Origin of the sequence: Pseudomonas sp. LSJ-87, from assembly GCF_032971465.1 — a bacterium.
Lineage (GTDB): Bacteria > Pseudomonadota > Gammaproteobacteria > Pseudomonadales > Pseudomonadaceae > Aquipseudomonas > Aquipseudomonas putida_Z.
The window spans coordinates 1-13,158 of record NZ_JAWJYQ010000083.1 but is presented as its reverse complement, the minus strand read 5'-3'; the positions used below and the strand labels follow the sequence as shown (position 1 = coordinate 13,158).

Genomic DNA, 13,158 nt, shown 5'->3' with positions numbered 1-13,158 from the left:
GATTCGAGCAGGTCGAGGTTTTCCTCACCAGGAATGCCGAATACATACTCGACACCTTCGTTTTCCAGGCATTGCACAACGACATCGGCGGCCTTGGCCATTTGGGGTACTACCTCAAAATCTTTGTGGGATTGCAGATTTATTAAGCTGCGTGACTGAGATGTTGCAGGATGTCTCAGTGGCGCGCATCGTAGGCCCTCTGGTTAATAATAATAAATATATTGTTATGATGCTTGGCATCACAGTTTGTTATGAACGGTAAACCCCCTCAATGAACCTAAAGGCATTGCGCTGCTGCGTCGAGATCGTGCGCCAAGGCAGCTTCACCAAAGCCGCGCAGCACCTGCATATTGCCCAGCCGGCACTGAGCATGGCTGTTACCCGCCTGGAAGAAGAACTGGGCGTCACCCTGTTCAACCGCACCACGCGCAAAGTCATCCTGACAGCCGAGGGCGAACGCTTCCTGCCACGTATCGAATCGGCCCTGCGCGAAATGGATGTGGCCCGGCAAGAACTGCGCGACATGGCCGACCTGAAGCGCGGCGAAGTGCGCCTGGGTATCCCGCCGATGTTCGGCCTGCACTATGTGCCCGGCTTGATGAACGCCTTCCGCCAGCTGTACCCGGGCATTGCCATGACCGTGTTCGAAGGCAGTGCCGAGGACATTGGCCATCGCCTGGAACAACGGGAAATCGACCTGGCGCTGCTGGAGTCCAGGCGCGTGCCGCCCGACAAGGAATCGATCCTGCTGGGCAGCGACGAGATGCTGGCGTGCATGCACCCTGACCATCCCTATGCCGGCAAGGCCTTCCTCACGGCCGAGGACCTGCGCAATACCGACATGGTGGTATTCGACCGCACCTTCGTGCAGCGCCACCTGCTGGATGCGTTCTTCGCCGAACATGGCATCACGTACCAGGTAGCGCTGCAGAGCAACTTCGTATCGCTGGTGGTACAGGCCGCGCTGGACAACATGGGCGTGGCGACCCTGCTGCGCTCGGTGCAACAACGCACGCCGGGCATCGTCGGCGTACCGTTCCAGCCAGCGCAGCAGATGAGCTTCCGCTTGTGCTGGCGGTCGGGGGAATACCTGTCGCTGGCCAGCAAGCGCTTCATCGATTTTGCCGCGCAAACCCATTACCTGGAACGTTGATACCAGCCTGTTCCGGCCTCTTCGCGGCTAAAGCCGCTTCCACAGGAGTTGTGCATACCGCAAGCCTGCACTGATCCCTGTGGGAGCGGCTTTAGCCGCGAATACCGGCGCATCCGGTGGCAAACGATTTGACGGGGCCAGGCAGCAAATGTCAGGCAATGCACCCGTCAAATGCCATTACAAACCTGTCAATCGTTGCAATCCGTCAGGTTCTTGCCTGCGCTTCGCCTCCCTACAATGGCCTCACAACAACAAACGAGCCCAGCTCCGTGAGGCACGACCCCATGTACAGAGACCATATCGTCAAACCGCGTGCGACCGACAACCCTGCGTTCATGGCCCTGACCACCGCCGTGATCTTTGCACTCGCCCTTTTCTACGGTGTGGGCGACGGTAGCCTGGCCCGGCTGATGGGCCCGATCGTGCTCGACCTGCAGGCACCGCTAATGCGCAACATCGCCGTGGCCGGCACCTTGGCCGTCACCCTGGTGCTGAATCTGTTCATCCTCGGCCGCTTTGCGCTACGGGCCCAGGTAATCACCGTCTGGTTCGAACTGTTGCTGCTTTTCCTGCTGTTCTTCGACACTTTCGACCTGTCTTACAGTTTCATCGCCAGCAAGGTCGGCTTCATGATCACCCAAGGGGTGTTTACCACCGTCTACGTGTCCACGATCTCGATCGCCATCGCTTTCGTCCTGGCCCTGATGGGTGCGACTGCACGCTTGTCGTCCAACGGCTTCGCCATCGCCATCGCCAGTTTCTATACCTCGTTCTTCCGCGGTGTACCGCTGCTGATCCAGATCTACCTGATCTATCTCGGCATCCCCCAACTCGGCTACGTGGTCGGTGCAGTGCCGGCGGGCATCCTGGCCCTGTCGCTGTGCTATGGCGCCTACATGACGGAAATCTTCCGCGCCGGCATCAGCAGCATCCCGCGCGGGCAGTGGGAAGCCTCGCGAGCAATTGGCCTGACCCCCTTCCAGGCAATGACCCGGGTGATCCTGCCGCAGTCGATGCGACTGATCATCCCGCCCACCGGCAACCAGTTCATTTCCATGCTCAAGGACAGCTCGCTGGTGTCGGTGATCGGCGTGTGGGAGTTGATGTTCCTGGCTCGCACACAGGGCCGCGCAGAGTTCCGCCACCTGGAAATGCTGATTACCGCCGCCGTCCTGTACTGGGTGCTGTCGATCCTGCTCGAAGCCGTGCAGTCGCGCCTGGAAAAACGTTTCGACCGCGCCCACCGCTGATCGAGGAGCATCACGATGAACCAAGTAGTCACCCCAGCTGCCGCCCAGGCCGCCGTATCGATCCGCGGTCTGCAGAAATGGTACGGCGACTTTCATGTACTCAAGGGTATCGACCTGGAAATCGCCAGCGGCGAGATCGTGGTGGTCTGCGGTCCGTCAGGCTCAGGCAAGTCCACACTGATTCGCTGCCTGAACCTGCTGGAGGACTTCCAGAAAGGCCAGGTGCTGATTGCCGGCAACCCGCTTGACCGTGATGCCGCAAGCGTGGCCGCCATTCGTCGCCAGGTCGGCATGGTGTTCCAGCAGTTCAACCTGTTCCCGCACCTGACCGTGCTGGAAAACCTGATGCTCGGTCCGCGCCTGGTCAGCAGGCTCAACGAGGCCCAGGCCCGCGCCCTGGCCCTGGAGTACCTGGAGCGGGTGCGCATCGCCAGCCAAGCCGACAAGTTCCCCGGCCAGCTTTCCGGCGGCCAGCAACAGCGGGTAGCCATTGCCCGCGCGCTGTGCATGAAGCCGCGGATCATGCTGTTCGACGAACCCACTTCGGCACTGGACCCGGAAATGGTCAAGGAAGTGCTCGATGTGATGGGCGAGCTGGCCCAGGATGGCATCACCATGCTCTGTGTCACCCACGAAATGGGCTTCGCCCGCCGGGTCGCCGACCGCATCATCTTCATGGACCAAGGCCAGGTCATCGAGCAGGCCCGGCCCAACGACTTCTTCGACAACCCGCGCCATGCCCGCGCCAGGGAGTTCCTTTCGCAGATTCTCAGCCACTGAGGCCTGTGTCTACCGCTGTGCCAACACCACAACAACAATTGCATACCCGGAGACTTACCGAATGAACCCACTTGCACGCTTGTTTGCCCTCACTGCCGTCGCCGGCAGCCTGGCCCTGATGACCGGCGCCGCCTGGGCGGGCGCCACCCTGGATCGCATCCACCAGAGCAAGGTCATGAAAGTGGCCACAGCCGCCAACTGGCCACCGCAGTCGTTCCTCGGCGAGGACAACACCCTCAAGGGCTTCGACATCGATGTTGCCAACGAAATCGGCAAGCGCATGGGCACCACGGTAGCGTTTGTCACCCCGGAGTACGGCATCATCACTGCCGGGCGCTGGGCGAGCCGCTGGGACCTGTCGGTCGGTTCGATGACGCCTACCACCGAGCGTGGCCGCGTACTCGACTTCCCGGCCATCTACTACTACACCCCCTACATGTTCGCAGTGCACAAGGATGCCGCCGGCGCCAGCGCTGCCGACCTCAATGGCAAGACCATCGGCGTCGAGGCCGGCACTACCTCCGAGGACTACATCAACCGCCGGCTGAAGATCGACGCGGCGGACGTACCTGCATTCAGCTACACCGTGGAGCCTGGTGATGTGCAGACCTACGGCGACAGCATGGGCCCGCTGGATGACCTGCGCATGGGCAACGGCACCCGCCTGGATGCCGCACTGTCGCCGCTGCCGACCATCATGGGCGCGATCAAGGCCGGTTACCCGATTGCCCCGGTGCAGGGCAAGCCCGCCTACTACGAACCGCTGGCCATCGCCACCGACAAGGGCGACGACGCCTTCAATGCCGAACTGGCCAAGGCCGTCGAAAGCATGAAGGCCGACGGTACGCTGAAGCAGCTGTCCGAGAAGTGGTACGGCGCCGACCTCACGCAAGTGCAATAACCCCATCACCCACAGGCCAGCGCCCCTCAGCTGAAGGGCGTGCGGCCCCCGCGTGCCCGTAGAACATGCAACGCTCAGTAAAAGGATGACCCAGCCGATGTCCAGCTACAGCAACAACTACTACACCGGAACCATGCGCCCGGCCTCACAGCGCCCGGCTTTGGCCGGCGAAACCCGGGCCGATGTATGCGTCATCGGCGGCGGCCTGGCGGGCCTGAGCGTAGCCTTGGAACTGCTGTCGCGCGGGCGCTCGGTGGTATTGCTGGAAGCCGCGCGAGTGGCCTGGGGGGCCTCAGGGCGCAATGGCGGCTTCGTGCTGCAGGGCTGGTCCGAAGGGCTGTCGGCCATCGAGCGGCGCTGCGGCAAGCCGACAGCAGCGGCATTGTTCCGGCTGTCACTGGAGGGCGTCGATATCGTCCGCGACACCATCGCCCGCCACCAGCTGCCAGGCTGTGCCGCGACCACCGGCAAACTCAGCGTGGTGCGCTACGACGACGCCGACAACCTGCAGCGCACCCGCGACCGCATGGCCCGTGACTTCGGTTTCGAGATGGAATACCTGGATACCCCGACGCTACGCAGCCGCCTGAACACCGACCGCTACTACCAGGGGCTGCGCGACAGCCATGGTTTTCATTTCCACCCGCTGAACTACTGCCTGGGCCTGGCCGAGCTGGTCGAGCTTGCCGGCGGCTGTGTCCACGAGCAATCGCCCATGCTGCGGGTAGCACGCGTGGCCGGGCGCCACCGCGTAACCACTGCCCACGGCGCGGTCACCTGTGCCGATGTGGTGTACTGCTGCGGCGGTTACGGCGGCGCCGAGTTCGGCCGGCTGCGCCGAGCTTTCCTGCCGATCGCCACCTACGTGGTACTCACCGAACACCTGGGTGAACGCCTGAATGACGTGGTACGTACCACGGATGCCGTCGGCGACAACCGCCGCGCCTCGGATTACTACCGCATCGTCGAAGGTGATCGCCTGCTGTGGGGTGGCCATATCACCACCCGCAATCTGCAGGACGAACAACGCCTCGGGCAGTTGCTGACCCGTGACATCCTCAACGTTTATCCGCAGCTGCAGGGTTTGAAAATCGCCAAGGCCTGGTCCGGGCTGATGGGCTACGCCCGCCACAAGATGCCGCACATCGGCCCTCTGGGCCCGGGGTTGTGGGCCTGTACTTCATTTGGGGGCCATGGTATGAACACCGCACCCGTGGGCGCCAGGGTAGTCGCCGAGGCGGTGTGCGGCGAAACCGACCGTTATCGCCTGTTCGATGCCTATGGCCTGGAATGGAACGGCGGACCGTTTGGGCCTGCTGCGGCACAAGCGGTGTATGCCGGGCTGAAACTTATGGACCGGTTCCAGGAAGCGCGCTCGCAGTACAACAACTAGAACGACAACCAGGAATCGTCATGGACCCCCTCCCCCCCGGCGCGCTGTTCAAACTTACCGAAAAGGACCGCCAACTGCTGGCGCTGCTGCAGGCCAACGCCCGTGAGCCCACCGCCTCGCTGGCACGCAAGCTGGGTGTGTCGCGCTCGGCGGTGCAGGAGCGCATCAACCGCCTGGAGAATGCCGGCGTGATCACCGGCTACAGCGTGCGCATCGACCAGGACAAACTGCAGCAGGTGATCAACTGCTTCACCATGACCTCCTGCAGCAACAAGAGCTACACCGATGTGATGACCACCTTGCGCAAGATGGAGTCGGTGCAGGCGGTGTACGCGGTATCGGGCGAAATGGATTTCATCATCCACCTGACCACCCATACCTTGGGCGAACTGAATGCCGAACTGACCCGTATAAACATGATCAAGGGTGTGACCCATACGGCGTCGCACATTGTCATGGAGACCAAGTTCAGCAAGAAGCTGACGTTGTAATCCCCCTCCCAGGCTTGTGCAGAGCCTTGTGGGAGCGGGCGTGCCCGCGAACACCGGCGCAGCCGGTGCCATCCTCCGCGCTGGATTCTTCGCGGGCATGCCCGCTCCCACAGGTGCTGTTCATGCCGCAGGTCCAGGAAGCCGGCCAGCTTCCTCGACGTCACCGTCACGGATTGACTATGATCCCGCCTTGAACGTTTCAGCATGTTTCAACAAGGATCCAGATGTCAGTTCAGGAATTACCCCCTCTCCCTAGCAAAACTACCGTCGCGAAGATGGAAGCCGCCATGGCGCTGGGCAGCTTTGCCATTGGCACCGGCGAGTTCGCCATCATGGGCCTGATGCCCGATATCGCCAGCAACCTGCAATTGAGCGAGCCCCAGGTGGGCCATGCCATCAGCGCCTATGCGCTGGGGGTGATGGTCGGCGCCCCGACACTGGCGATCATCGGTGCCCGGCTGTTGCGCAAGCACATGCTGCTGTTGTTGATGGCGCTGTATGCCCTTGGCAACCTGGCTACCGCCTTCGCCCCCTCGTTCGGTGGCCTGGTCGCCTTCCGCTTCATCAGCGGCCTGCCCCATGGCGCCTACTTCGGCATCGCGGCGGTGGTGGCGTCGAGCATGGTGGCCAAGGACCAGCGGGCGGGGGCCGTGGCCCGGGTGATGATGGGCCTGACCCTGGCCATGTTGCTCGGCAACCCGGTTGCCACCTTGCTGGGCCAGTACTTCGGCTGGCGCTCGGCGTTCGTGCTGGTCGGCGCGATCGCCCTGTGCACCATCGCCCTGGTCTGGCGCTTCGTGCCCCAGCGCCACGATGAAGTGCGCAGCGACCCGCGCAAGGAACTGCAAGCCTTCACCCTGCCGCAGGTGTGGATGGCGCTGGGCATCGCCTCGATCGGCTTTGCCGGCATGTTCTGTGTATTCAGCTACCTGGCGCCGACCATGTTGCAGGTGACCCAGGTGTCGCCGCAGTGGATTCCGTTCGGCCTGGCGGCGTTCGGCGTCGGTGGCATTGTCGGCAACATCGCCGGAGGCAAGCTGTTCGACCGCCTGCAGTTCCGCGCCGTCGGGCTGGTGCTGGTGTGGTCGATTGCCGTGCTGCTGTTCTTCAGCTTTGCCGCCCAGGCGCTGTGGAGCCTGCTGCTGGGCATTGGCCTGGTCGGCACCATGATTGCCCTGGCGGCGCCGTTGCAGATCCGCCTGATGGACATTGCCCATGAAGCGCCAAGCCTGGCGGCGGCGTCCAACCATGCGGCTTTCAACCTGGCCAATGCGCTGGGGCCGTGGCTGGGCGGCATGGCGATTACCGCAGGCATGGGCTGGACCAGCACCGGGTACATCGGCGCGGCGACGGCGCTGGTCGGGCTGGGGATCTACCTGGTGGCACGGCGGATGAAGGGCGGGCACTAGGACCGAATGCGGTTCTGTACTTTGGGGCTGCTGCGCAGCCCTATCGCGACACAAGGCCGCTCCCACAGGTTCTGCATTGCCCTCTAGGACGCTGCCATCTTTGTGGGAGCGGCCTTGCGTCGCGAAAGGGCCGCAATGCGGCCCCCGAATCAAACTTCAACGCGCCAGGCTTGCTGGCGGGCCAGTACCGAGCTGGCTGTCTCGCCCAGCAGGTCGGCATATACGCCGGGGGCGGTGGCGCCTTCGGTACTGATGAAGAGGATGCGGGCGTTGCCGTCGATACCCAGGTCGGCAGCTGCGCCAGCATCCGTTACCAGGTGGGCAAGCCCGGCCAGGCCGGCGACGCCGGACTCACCAGCCACCAGCGGAATGTCGCGAGCGCTGCCAGCAGCCAGACGGCGCATGGCGGCGACAGCTTGGCCATCGCTGATGGTCATGAAGTAATCGACGCTCGGCTCCAGGAAGCGCCAGGCCAGCGGCGATGTCTCGCCGCACGCCAGGCCTGCCATTACCGAGTCCACCGAGCCGGTCGCCCTGGCCGGCTTGCCGAGCAAGGCGCTCTGGTACAGGCAGTCCGCCTGCTCCGGTTCGACCATGACCAACAGCGGGCGCTGTGCGCCGTAGTGCTCCCACAGGTAGCTGACGATGCCGGCCGCCAGGCCGCCCACCCCGCCCTGCAGGAACACGTGGGTGAACGGCGGTTTCCCGGCAGTGGCTTCGATGATTTCCGCAGCGATGGTGCCGTAGCCCTGCATCACGTCACGCGGGATCACTTCGTAGCCTTCATAGGAGGTATCGGAAACCACGGTCCAGCCGTTGCTGGTCGCCAGCTCCGCAGCATGCTCGACCGACGCGTCGTAATTACCGGCAATGCGCACGATCTGTGCGCCATAGGCCGCAATCGCCTGTTCGCGCTCGATGCTGACGTTGGCATGCAGCACGATCACGCAGCGGCAGCCGATACTTTGCGCGGCGGCCGCCAGGCCCTTGCCATGGTTGCCATCGGTGGCGCTGACCACGGTGAACTGCGCCAGCAGGTCGGCGTACTGGCCTTCCAGCAAGCCACGCGGGTCGAACTGCTGCGCGGGGAAGGTACGCCGGATCAGCCTGACCAGGGCAATCGGCGCGCCCAGGGCCTTGAAGCTGCCCAGTTCCGAGCGCACCGATTCATCCTTCACCGACACCTGGGCAACACCCAGCTCGGCAGCCAGGTCAGGCAGGGTGTACAGCGGCGTAGCGCCAGCGTTCAAGCGCGCCCAGCGGGCCAGCCACTGGCGGCTTTCTTCAGCCCTGGCAATGCTCATCACCTCTTGCAACGCTTGCGGGTAAGGCCGGCGGCCAGCCTTGGGGTTGGAAACAAACATGCGGTACTCCTTTCTGCAGGCAACAGGAAGCCCATGCCGCTGAAACCAGGCTTCAGCGGGCGGGGCATTACAGTGGGTATCAGGGGTGGGTCAGGCGACGGCTGACCACATCCAGCAGTACCTGGGCGCCCTGGATCAGTTGCTCGTCGTCGGTATGCTCGCGCGGGTTGTGGCTGATGCCGCCCTGGCTGGGCACGAAGATCATCGCGGCGGGGGCAATGCGGGCGATCATTTGCGCGTCGTGGCCAGCACCGGAGGTCATGCGCCGGTGGCTGAAGCCGAAACGCTGCGCCGAGGCTTCTATGGCATCGGCCAGGCCTGCGTCGAAGATCACCGGTTCGAAACGCACCAGGCGCTCGGTGGTAATGGTCACCCCTTCACGCTCGGCGAGCGCCTCCAGGTATTGGCTCAGGCGGTTTTCGGCGTAAGCCAGGCAAGTTTCGTCGGGGTCGCGCAGGTCGACGGTGAAGGTGGCCTTGCGCGGGATGACGTTGATCACGTTCGGCTCGAACTGCATGCAGCCCACCGTGGCCAGGGTCGTGCCGGAATCCACGGCCATGGCGCGCAACTCGGCAACGATGGCACTGGCGACGAAGCCTGCGTCATGACGCAGGTGGGTCGGCGTGGTGCCGGCATGGTTGGCGTGCCCTTTCACCTCTACTTGCTGCCAGGAAATGCCCTGCAGGTTCTCGACCACGCCAATCAGGGTGTCTTCGGCTTCGAGGATCGGCCCCTGCTCGATATGCAGTTCGAGGTATTCATGCGGCACGATGGCGCCAGGCTCCAGCGTGCCGGCATAGCCGATGCGCGCCAGTTCATCGCCAAGCCGCGTACCGTCGGTGCCAAGGGTGTCCAGCGCCTGCTGCAAGGGCAGGCCGCCGGCATATACCAGTGAGCCCATCATGTCGGGCTGGTAGCGCACACCCTCTTCATTGGTGAATGCGCCGACCGTGATCGAACGCTCAGGCAAGCGCCCGGCATCACGGTAGGCCCGAATCACCGCCAACCCGGCCAGCACGCCATAGCAGCCATCCAGGGCCCCGGCGTTGGTGACGGTATCGATGTGCGAACCCATCATCAGTGGGCGTTGCTCACCGCTGTCGGCGGCAGCGCGCAAAGTACCGAAAATGTTGCCGATGCGGTCGACCTGCACGTCGAGGTCAAGTTCGCGCATCCAGCCGACCAGCAGGTCGCGCCCGGCCTTTTCGGCATCGCTCAGGGCAATCCGGGTGCGCCCGCCGTGGGTGGCGTCAGCGCCTACCTGGCCGAGTGCACGGATCTGCTGCAGCAGCAAAGCGCCGTTCAGTTGCAGTGGGGTACTCGCATTCATCAACCGTTTCTCCCTGGGTGCAAAGCCTTGGCTCTACACCGCCGTTTTTGTTCATGGGAGAATTCTATTCGCTCACCATGTACGAAAAGCTTGATTTTTGGCCTTCGCACGCACTTTTATTACGCATTCCCGGCGTTTACCGCTGTTTACCTACAGAGGCCCCTTCATGCCCCTCGATCACTTCGACCTGGCCCTGCTCGATGCCGTGCAGCGCGACGCTGGTACTTCACAGCTGGACCTCGGTGCGCAGGTCAACCTGTCCTCGGCAGCGGTCAATCGGCGGTTGAAGAAGCTGGCGGCCGACGGCGTGATCCGTGGCACGGTGGCACAGGTGAACCCGGAGCAGCTTGGGTACACGCTGACGGTGATCACCGAGGTTGAAGTGGAGAACGAGCGGCTGGACCTGCTGGACGAGATGAAACGCACCTTCCTCGCCTGCCCGCAGGTGCAGCAGTGCTACTACGTGGCCGGAGAGTGCGATTTCGTGCTGATCATGCTGGTGCGGCACATGGAGCAGTACACCCAGCTGACGCGCGAACTGTTCTTCGAGAACAACAACGTCAAGCGCTTCAAGACGCTGGTGTCTATGAGCAATGTGAAGACGGGCATGTTCGTGCCGACCCTCACGCCTTGAAGCCTTTATTGCGATTGCGATCCCACAGGTACAGCGACAACCTCGAGAGCAACGCTGTACCTGTGGGAGCGGCTTTAGCCGCGAAGAATCCAACGCGGTGCATGGCACCGGCTGCGCCGGTGTTCGCGGCTAAAGCCGCTCCCACAGGGTCCCTGCTAATTCAATGAGCAGTTCCATGAGAGCGGCCTTGCTCAGCCAGGGTTTGCCTGCGGCAGCTCGATGCGCACCCGCAACCCGCCACTCGCGGCGGCCAATGCGGTGATGCTGCCGCCGTGCAAGGCAACGGCCCGCTGGGCAATCGCCAGGCCCAGGCCAAAGCCGTCACCGTTACTGTCGGTGCCGCGGTCGAATGGCTCGAAGATGCGCTGCAGGCGCGCCGGCTCGACCCCCGGGCCATGGTCGCTGACGCTGACCTGCAACCATTGCCCGCCCGGCGCCAGCGCGGCCTCGACCAACACCTCGGTACCTGCTGCGGTGTAGCGCACGGCATTACGGATGATGTTCTCGAACGCCCGGTACAGCAGTTCTTCATGCCCGTGAGTGATAAACGTGCCCTGGGCCTGCAAGGAAACCTGGCACTGCTTCATGCCAGCCTCGAAGCGGGCGTCTTCGACGATCTGCGCCAGCAGTTCGACCACATCGAGGGTGGCGAAGTCGTCGCCCTGCCGGGACTGGGCGCGAGCAAGGGTCAGCAGTTGCTCGATCAGGTCGTCCATGCGCCGCGACTCGCGCTCCACCCGTTCAAGCATGTCGAGCCGGTCCGGTTGCTGGCGCATCAGGCCGATGGCGGCATGCATGCGGGTCAGAGGCGAGCGCAGTTCGTGGGAAATATCGTGCAGCAGGTTCTGCTGCGCCTGCACCAACGCCTTGAGCTGGCCGGCCATGCGGTCGCAGTCTTCGGCCAGTTCGACGATTTCGTCACGGCGTTTGCCCAGCCTGGGTTTGACCCGCACCTCAAAACGCCCCTGGGCGACCTGGCCCATGGCTTCGCGCAGCCAGGCCAGCGGGCGGGTCAGGTACAGGCTGCACAGGAAGGCGAACAGCGCGCTCATCAGCGTGCCGGTAAACAGCGGGCCCATGCTGCGCGGGCGTGGTGGCTCGCCAATGGTCGTGGCCACCGAAGCGCGCAGCACCAGCGGGCGGCCGTCGCGGTCGCTCAGCGCCTGCTCGAACCGGGCCACTGGCACCGCCCTGCCGGCCAGCAACCGGCCCTGGCTATCGTAAAGGCCCACCTGCACATCCGGCGGCTGCGGCGAGACCTCGAGCAACTGTCGGCCAGCCTGCTCGCCGTAACGTTGCAACAGCTGCAGTTCGGTGGCCAGCAGCGAGCGCAGCGCCGGGGTATCACCACGCAGGTCATTGAGCATGAAGGCGCCCGCGCCCACCAGGAAGGTCAGGGTGTTGGCCAGCCAGAAGGCCAGGAACAGCTTCCAGAACAGGCGCCGGCGCATCATTCGACGATCAGCATGTAGCCCATGCCGCGCACGCTCTGGATCCAGCTGCTGCCATCGGCGCGCGGCCCGAGCTTTTGCCGGATGCTGCTGATGTGCACGTCGATGCGCCGGTCGTAACGGGTCAGCGGCCGGCCCAGGGCATTGAGCGACAGGTCCTGCTTGCTGACCAGCTGGCCGGCCTGGCGGGCCAACGCTTCGAGCAGGCTGAACTCGGAGCCGGTCAGCTCGAGGATGGCAGCGCCCCAGTGCGCCTCGCGTCGGCCAGGCCACATCTTCAGGGCACCGCTGCGCACCTGTTCGGGCACCATGCCTTCGCCCATCAGTTGCGGCTGAACACGGCGCAGGATCGCCCGCAGGCGCGCCACCAGTTCACCGGGGGAGCTGGGCTTGGGCACATAGTCATCGGCACCCAGCTCCAGGCCGGCGATACGGTCGATGTTGTCGCCACGGGCAGTCAGCAACAGCACCGGTACCTGGCTGCGCGCGCGCACACGCCGCAGCACTTCGATGCCCGAAATGCCCGGCAGCATCACGTCCAGCACCACCACCTGATAGTTGCCGGTCAATGCCTGAGCTTCGCCCTCCTCGCCAGTGCCGACGGCGGTGGCCTGGAACCCTTCGCGGGCCAGGTACAAAGAGAGCATTTCGGTGAGTTCGCGGTCGTCGTCGACCAGCAGCACAGGGATCATCGGGGCCAGGAATCGTGATTGCAGGGGTTGCAATGATCGCCCCGGCGGCTGGCACTGTCACCGCCGGCCGGTCGGACTTTACACATCTTTACCCTCGGCTAACCGCGCCGAACACAGCCCGCCCGTATCCTCATCGCCCGCTGCATGCGGGTTGCCCGCGCTTGCTCCCTCCGAATCCGCTTGTCTGGAACCCTCGATGAACTACCCGCGCCTGTTGCTCTCCGTCCTGCTGCTGAACGCCACGCTGGCCCAGGCTTCCCCCTTCAGGATCGCCGACATCCGCGTCAACGGCCTGCAGCGGGTTTCCGCC

The 13,158-nt window shown here is 63.9% G+C and carries 13 protein-coding genes and 1 pseudogene; 9 read left to right on the top strand and 5 right to left on the bottom strand.

Annotated elements, in window-relative coordinates; genetic code table 11:
- Nucleotides 1-101 (bottom strand): thiamine pyrophosphate-binding protein (locus RYH74_RS26010; RefSeq protein ID WP_155273766.1); only part of this gene is annotated, 101 nt, incomplete at its 3' end.
- A 170-nt stretch (nucleotides 102-271) separates the two neighbouring features.
- Here RYH74_RS26010 and RYH74_RS26005 point away from each other — a divergent pair.
- The 7 genes from RYH74_RS26005 to RYH74_RS25975 all read left to right on the top strand — a co-directional run bounded on the left by RYH74_RS26005 (nucleotide 272) and on the right by RYH74_RS25975 (nucleotide 7,377).
- Nucleotides 272-1,153 (top strand): LysR family transcriptional regulator, encoded by an 882-nt coding sequence (locus RYH74_RS26005; protein WP_025339213.1) that lies wholly within the window; start codon nucleotides 272-274, stop codon nucleotides 1,151-1,153.
- A gap of 284 nt (nucleotides 1,154-1,437) precedes the next feature.
- A complete protein-coding gene (locus RYH74_RS26000) occupies nucleotides 1,438-2,403 on the top strand; it encodes an amino acid ABC transporter permease (RefSeq protein ID WP_084785188.1) in 966 nt (321 codons plus the stop codon).
- A 15-nt stretch (nucleotides 2,404-2,418) separates the two neighbouring features.
- The gene (locus tag RYH74_RS25995) at nucleotides 2,419-3,183 is read left to right on the top strand and encodes an amino acid ABC transporter ATP-binding protein (RefSeq protein ID WP_085619546.1); all 765 of its coding nucleotides are present in this window, start codon (nucleotides 2,419-2,421) and stop codon (nucleotides 3,181-3,183) included.
- A gap of 61 nt (nucleotides 3,184-3,244) precedes the next feature.
- A complete protein-coding gene (locus RYH74_RS25990; RefSeq protein ID WP_075045275.1) occupies nucleotides 3,245-4,084 on the top strand; it encodes an ABC transporter substrate-binding protein in 840 nt (279 codons plus the stop codon).
- A 97-nt stretch (nucleotides 4,085-4,181) separates the two neighbouring features.
- On the top strand, nucleotides 4,182-5,477 hold the full coding sequence (locus RYH74_RS25985; RefSeq protein WP_317410570.1) for an FAD-binding oxidoreductase: 1,296 nt from the start codon (nucleotides 4,182-4,184) through the stop codon (nucleotides 5,475-5,477).
- A 20-nt stretch (nucleotides 5,478-5,497) separates the two neighbouring features.
- Complete coding sequence (locus RYH74_RS25980) at nucleotides 5,498-5,968, top strand: Lrp/AsnC family transcriptional regulator (RefSeq protein ID WP_075045277.1); 471 nt, start codon at nucleotides 5,498-5,500, stop codon at nucleotides 5,966-5,968.
- Between the two features lie 224 nt (nucleotides 5,969-6,192).
- Nucleotides 6,193-7,377 (top strand): MFS transporter, encoded by a 1,185-nt coding sequence (locus tag RYH74_RS25975; protein ID WP_025339214.1) that lies wholly within the window; start codon nucleotides 6,193-6,195, stop codon nucleotides 7,375-7,377.
- A gap of 149 nt (nucleotides 7,378-7,526) precedes the next feature.
- Here RYH74_RS25975 and RYH74_RS25970 read toward each other — a convergent pair whose 3' ends face one another.
- Together RYH74_RS25970 and RYH74_RS25965 are read right to left on the bottom strand one after the other, a co-directional pair.
- A complete protein-coding gene (locus RYH74_RS25970) occupies nucleotides 7,527-8,741 on the bottom strand; it encodes a diaminopropionate ammonia-lyase (protein ID WP_075045279.1) in 1,215 nt (404 codons plus the stop codon).
- Nucleotides 8,742-8,820: 79 nt separating this feature from the next.
- The gene (locus tag RYH74_RS25965) at nucleotides 8,821-10,071 is read right to left on the bottom strand and encodes a Zn-dependent hydrolase (protein WP_075045280.1); all 1,251 of its coding nucleotides are present in this window, start codon (nucleotides 10,069-10,071) and stop codon (nucleotides 8,821-8,823) included.
- A 166-nt stretch (nucleotides 10,072-10,237) separates the two neighbouring features.
- Between RYH74_RS25965 and RYH74_RS25960 the strand changes: the two genes are divergently transcribed.
- Nucleotides 10,238-10,705, top strand: a complete 468-nt coding sequence (locus RYH74_RS25960) for an Lrp/AsnC family transcriptional regulator (protein WP_025339219.1) — start codon at nucleotides 10,238-10,240, stop codon at nucleotides 10,703-10,705.
- A 191-nt stretch (nucleotides 10,706-10,896) separates the two neighbouring features.
- On the opposite strand, the gene RYH74_RS25955 is transcribed toward RYH74_RS25960, so the two are convergent.
- Together RYH74_RS25955 and RYH74_RS25950 are read right to left on the bottom strand one after the other, a co-directional pair.
- Nucleotides 10,897-12,159, bottom strand: coding sequence for an ATP-binding protein (locus RYH74_RS25955; RefSeq protein WP_317410567.1), 1,263 nt, complete (start codon nucleotides 12,157-12,159; stop codon nucleotides 10,897-10,899).
- Entirely contained in the window at nucleotides 12,156-12,848 is a 693-nt protein-coding gene (locus RYH74_RS25950; protein WP_075045281.1) for a response regulator transcription factor, read from the bottom strand. The genes RYH74_RS25955 and RYH74_RS25950 overlap by 4 nt, the downstream gene beginning before the upstream one ends.
- 196 nt (nucleotides 12,849-13,044) lie before the next feature.
- On the opposite strand from RYH74_RS25950, the pseudogene RYH74_RS26625 reads away from it, so the two are divergent.
- Nucleotides 13,045-13,158, top strand: a pseudogene (locus RYH74_RS26625) (outer membrane assembly protein); the annotation flags it as partial.

What these genes read in the sequence shown, in the direction of transcription:
- RYH74_RS26005 (WP_025339213.1), top strand. Translation starts at nt 272, where the DNA reads ATGAACCTAAAGGCATTGCGCTGCTGCGTCGAGATCGTGCGCCAAGGC.
- RYH74_RS26000 (WP_084785188.1), top strand. Translation starts at nt 1,438, where the DNA reads ATGTACAGAGACCATATCGTCAAACCGCGTGCGACCGACAACCCTGCG.
- RYH74_RS25995 (WP_085619546.1), top strand. Translation starts at nt 2,419, where the DNA reads ATGAACCAAGTAGTCACCCCAGCTGCCGCCCAGGCCGCCGTATCGATC.
- RYH74_RS25990 (WP_075045275.1), top strand. Translation starts at nt 3,245, where the DNA reads ATGAACCCACTTGCACGCTTGTTTGCCCTCACTGCCGTCGCCGGCAGC.
- RYH74_RS25985 (WP_317410570.1), top strand. Translation starts at nt 4,182, where the DNA reads ATGTCCAGCTACAGCAACAACTACTACACCGGAACCATGCGCCCGGCC.
- RYH74_RS25980 (WP_075045277.1), top strand. Translation starts at nt 5,498, where the DNA reads ATGGACCCCCTCCCCCCCGGCGCGCTGTTCAAACTTACCGAAAAGGAC.
- RYH74_RS25975 (WP_025339214.1), top strand. Translation starts at nt 6,193, where the DNA reads ATGTCAGTTCAGGAATTACCCCCTCTCCCTAGCAAAACTACCGTCGCG.
- RYH74_RS25970 (WP_075045279.1), bottom strand. Translation starts at nt 8,741, where the DNA reads ATGTTTGTTTCCAACCCCAAGGCTGGCCGCCGGCCTTACCCGCAAGCG.
- RYH74_RS25965 (WP_075045280.1), bottom strand. Translation starts at nt 10,071, where the DNA reads ATGAATGCGAGTACCCCACTGCAACTGAACGGCGCTTTGCTGCTGCAG.
- RYH74_RS25960 (WP_025339219.1), top strand. Translation starts at nt 10,238, where the DNA reads ATGCCCCTCGATCACTTCGACCTGGCCCTGCTCGATGCCGTGCAGCGC.
- RYH74_RS25955 (WP_317410567.1), bottom strand. Translation starts at nt 12,159, where the DNA reads ATGATGCGCCGGCGCCTGTTCTGGAAGCTGTTCCTGGCCTTCTGGCTG.
- RYH74_RS25950 (WP_075045281.1), bottom strand. Translation starts at nt 12,848, where the DNA reads ATGATCCCTGTGCTGCTGGTCGACGACGACCGCGAACTCACCGAAATG.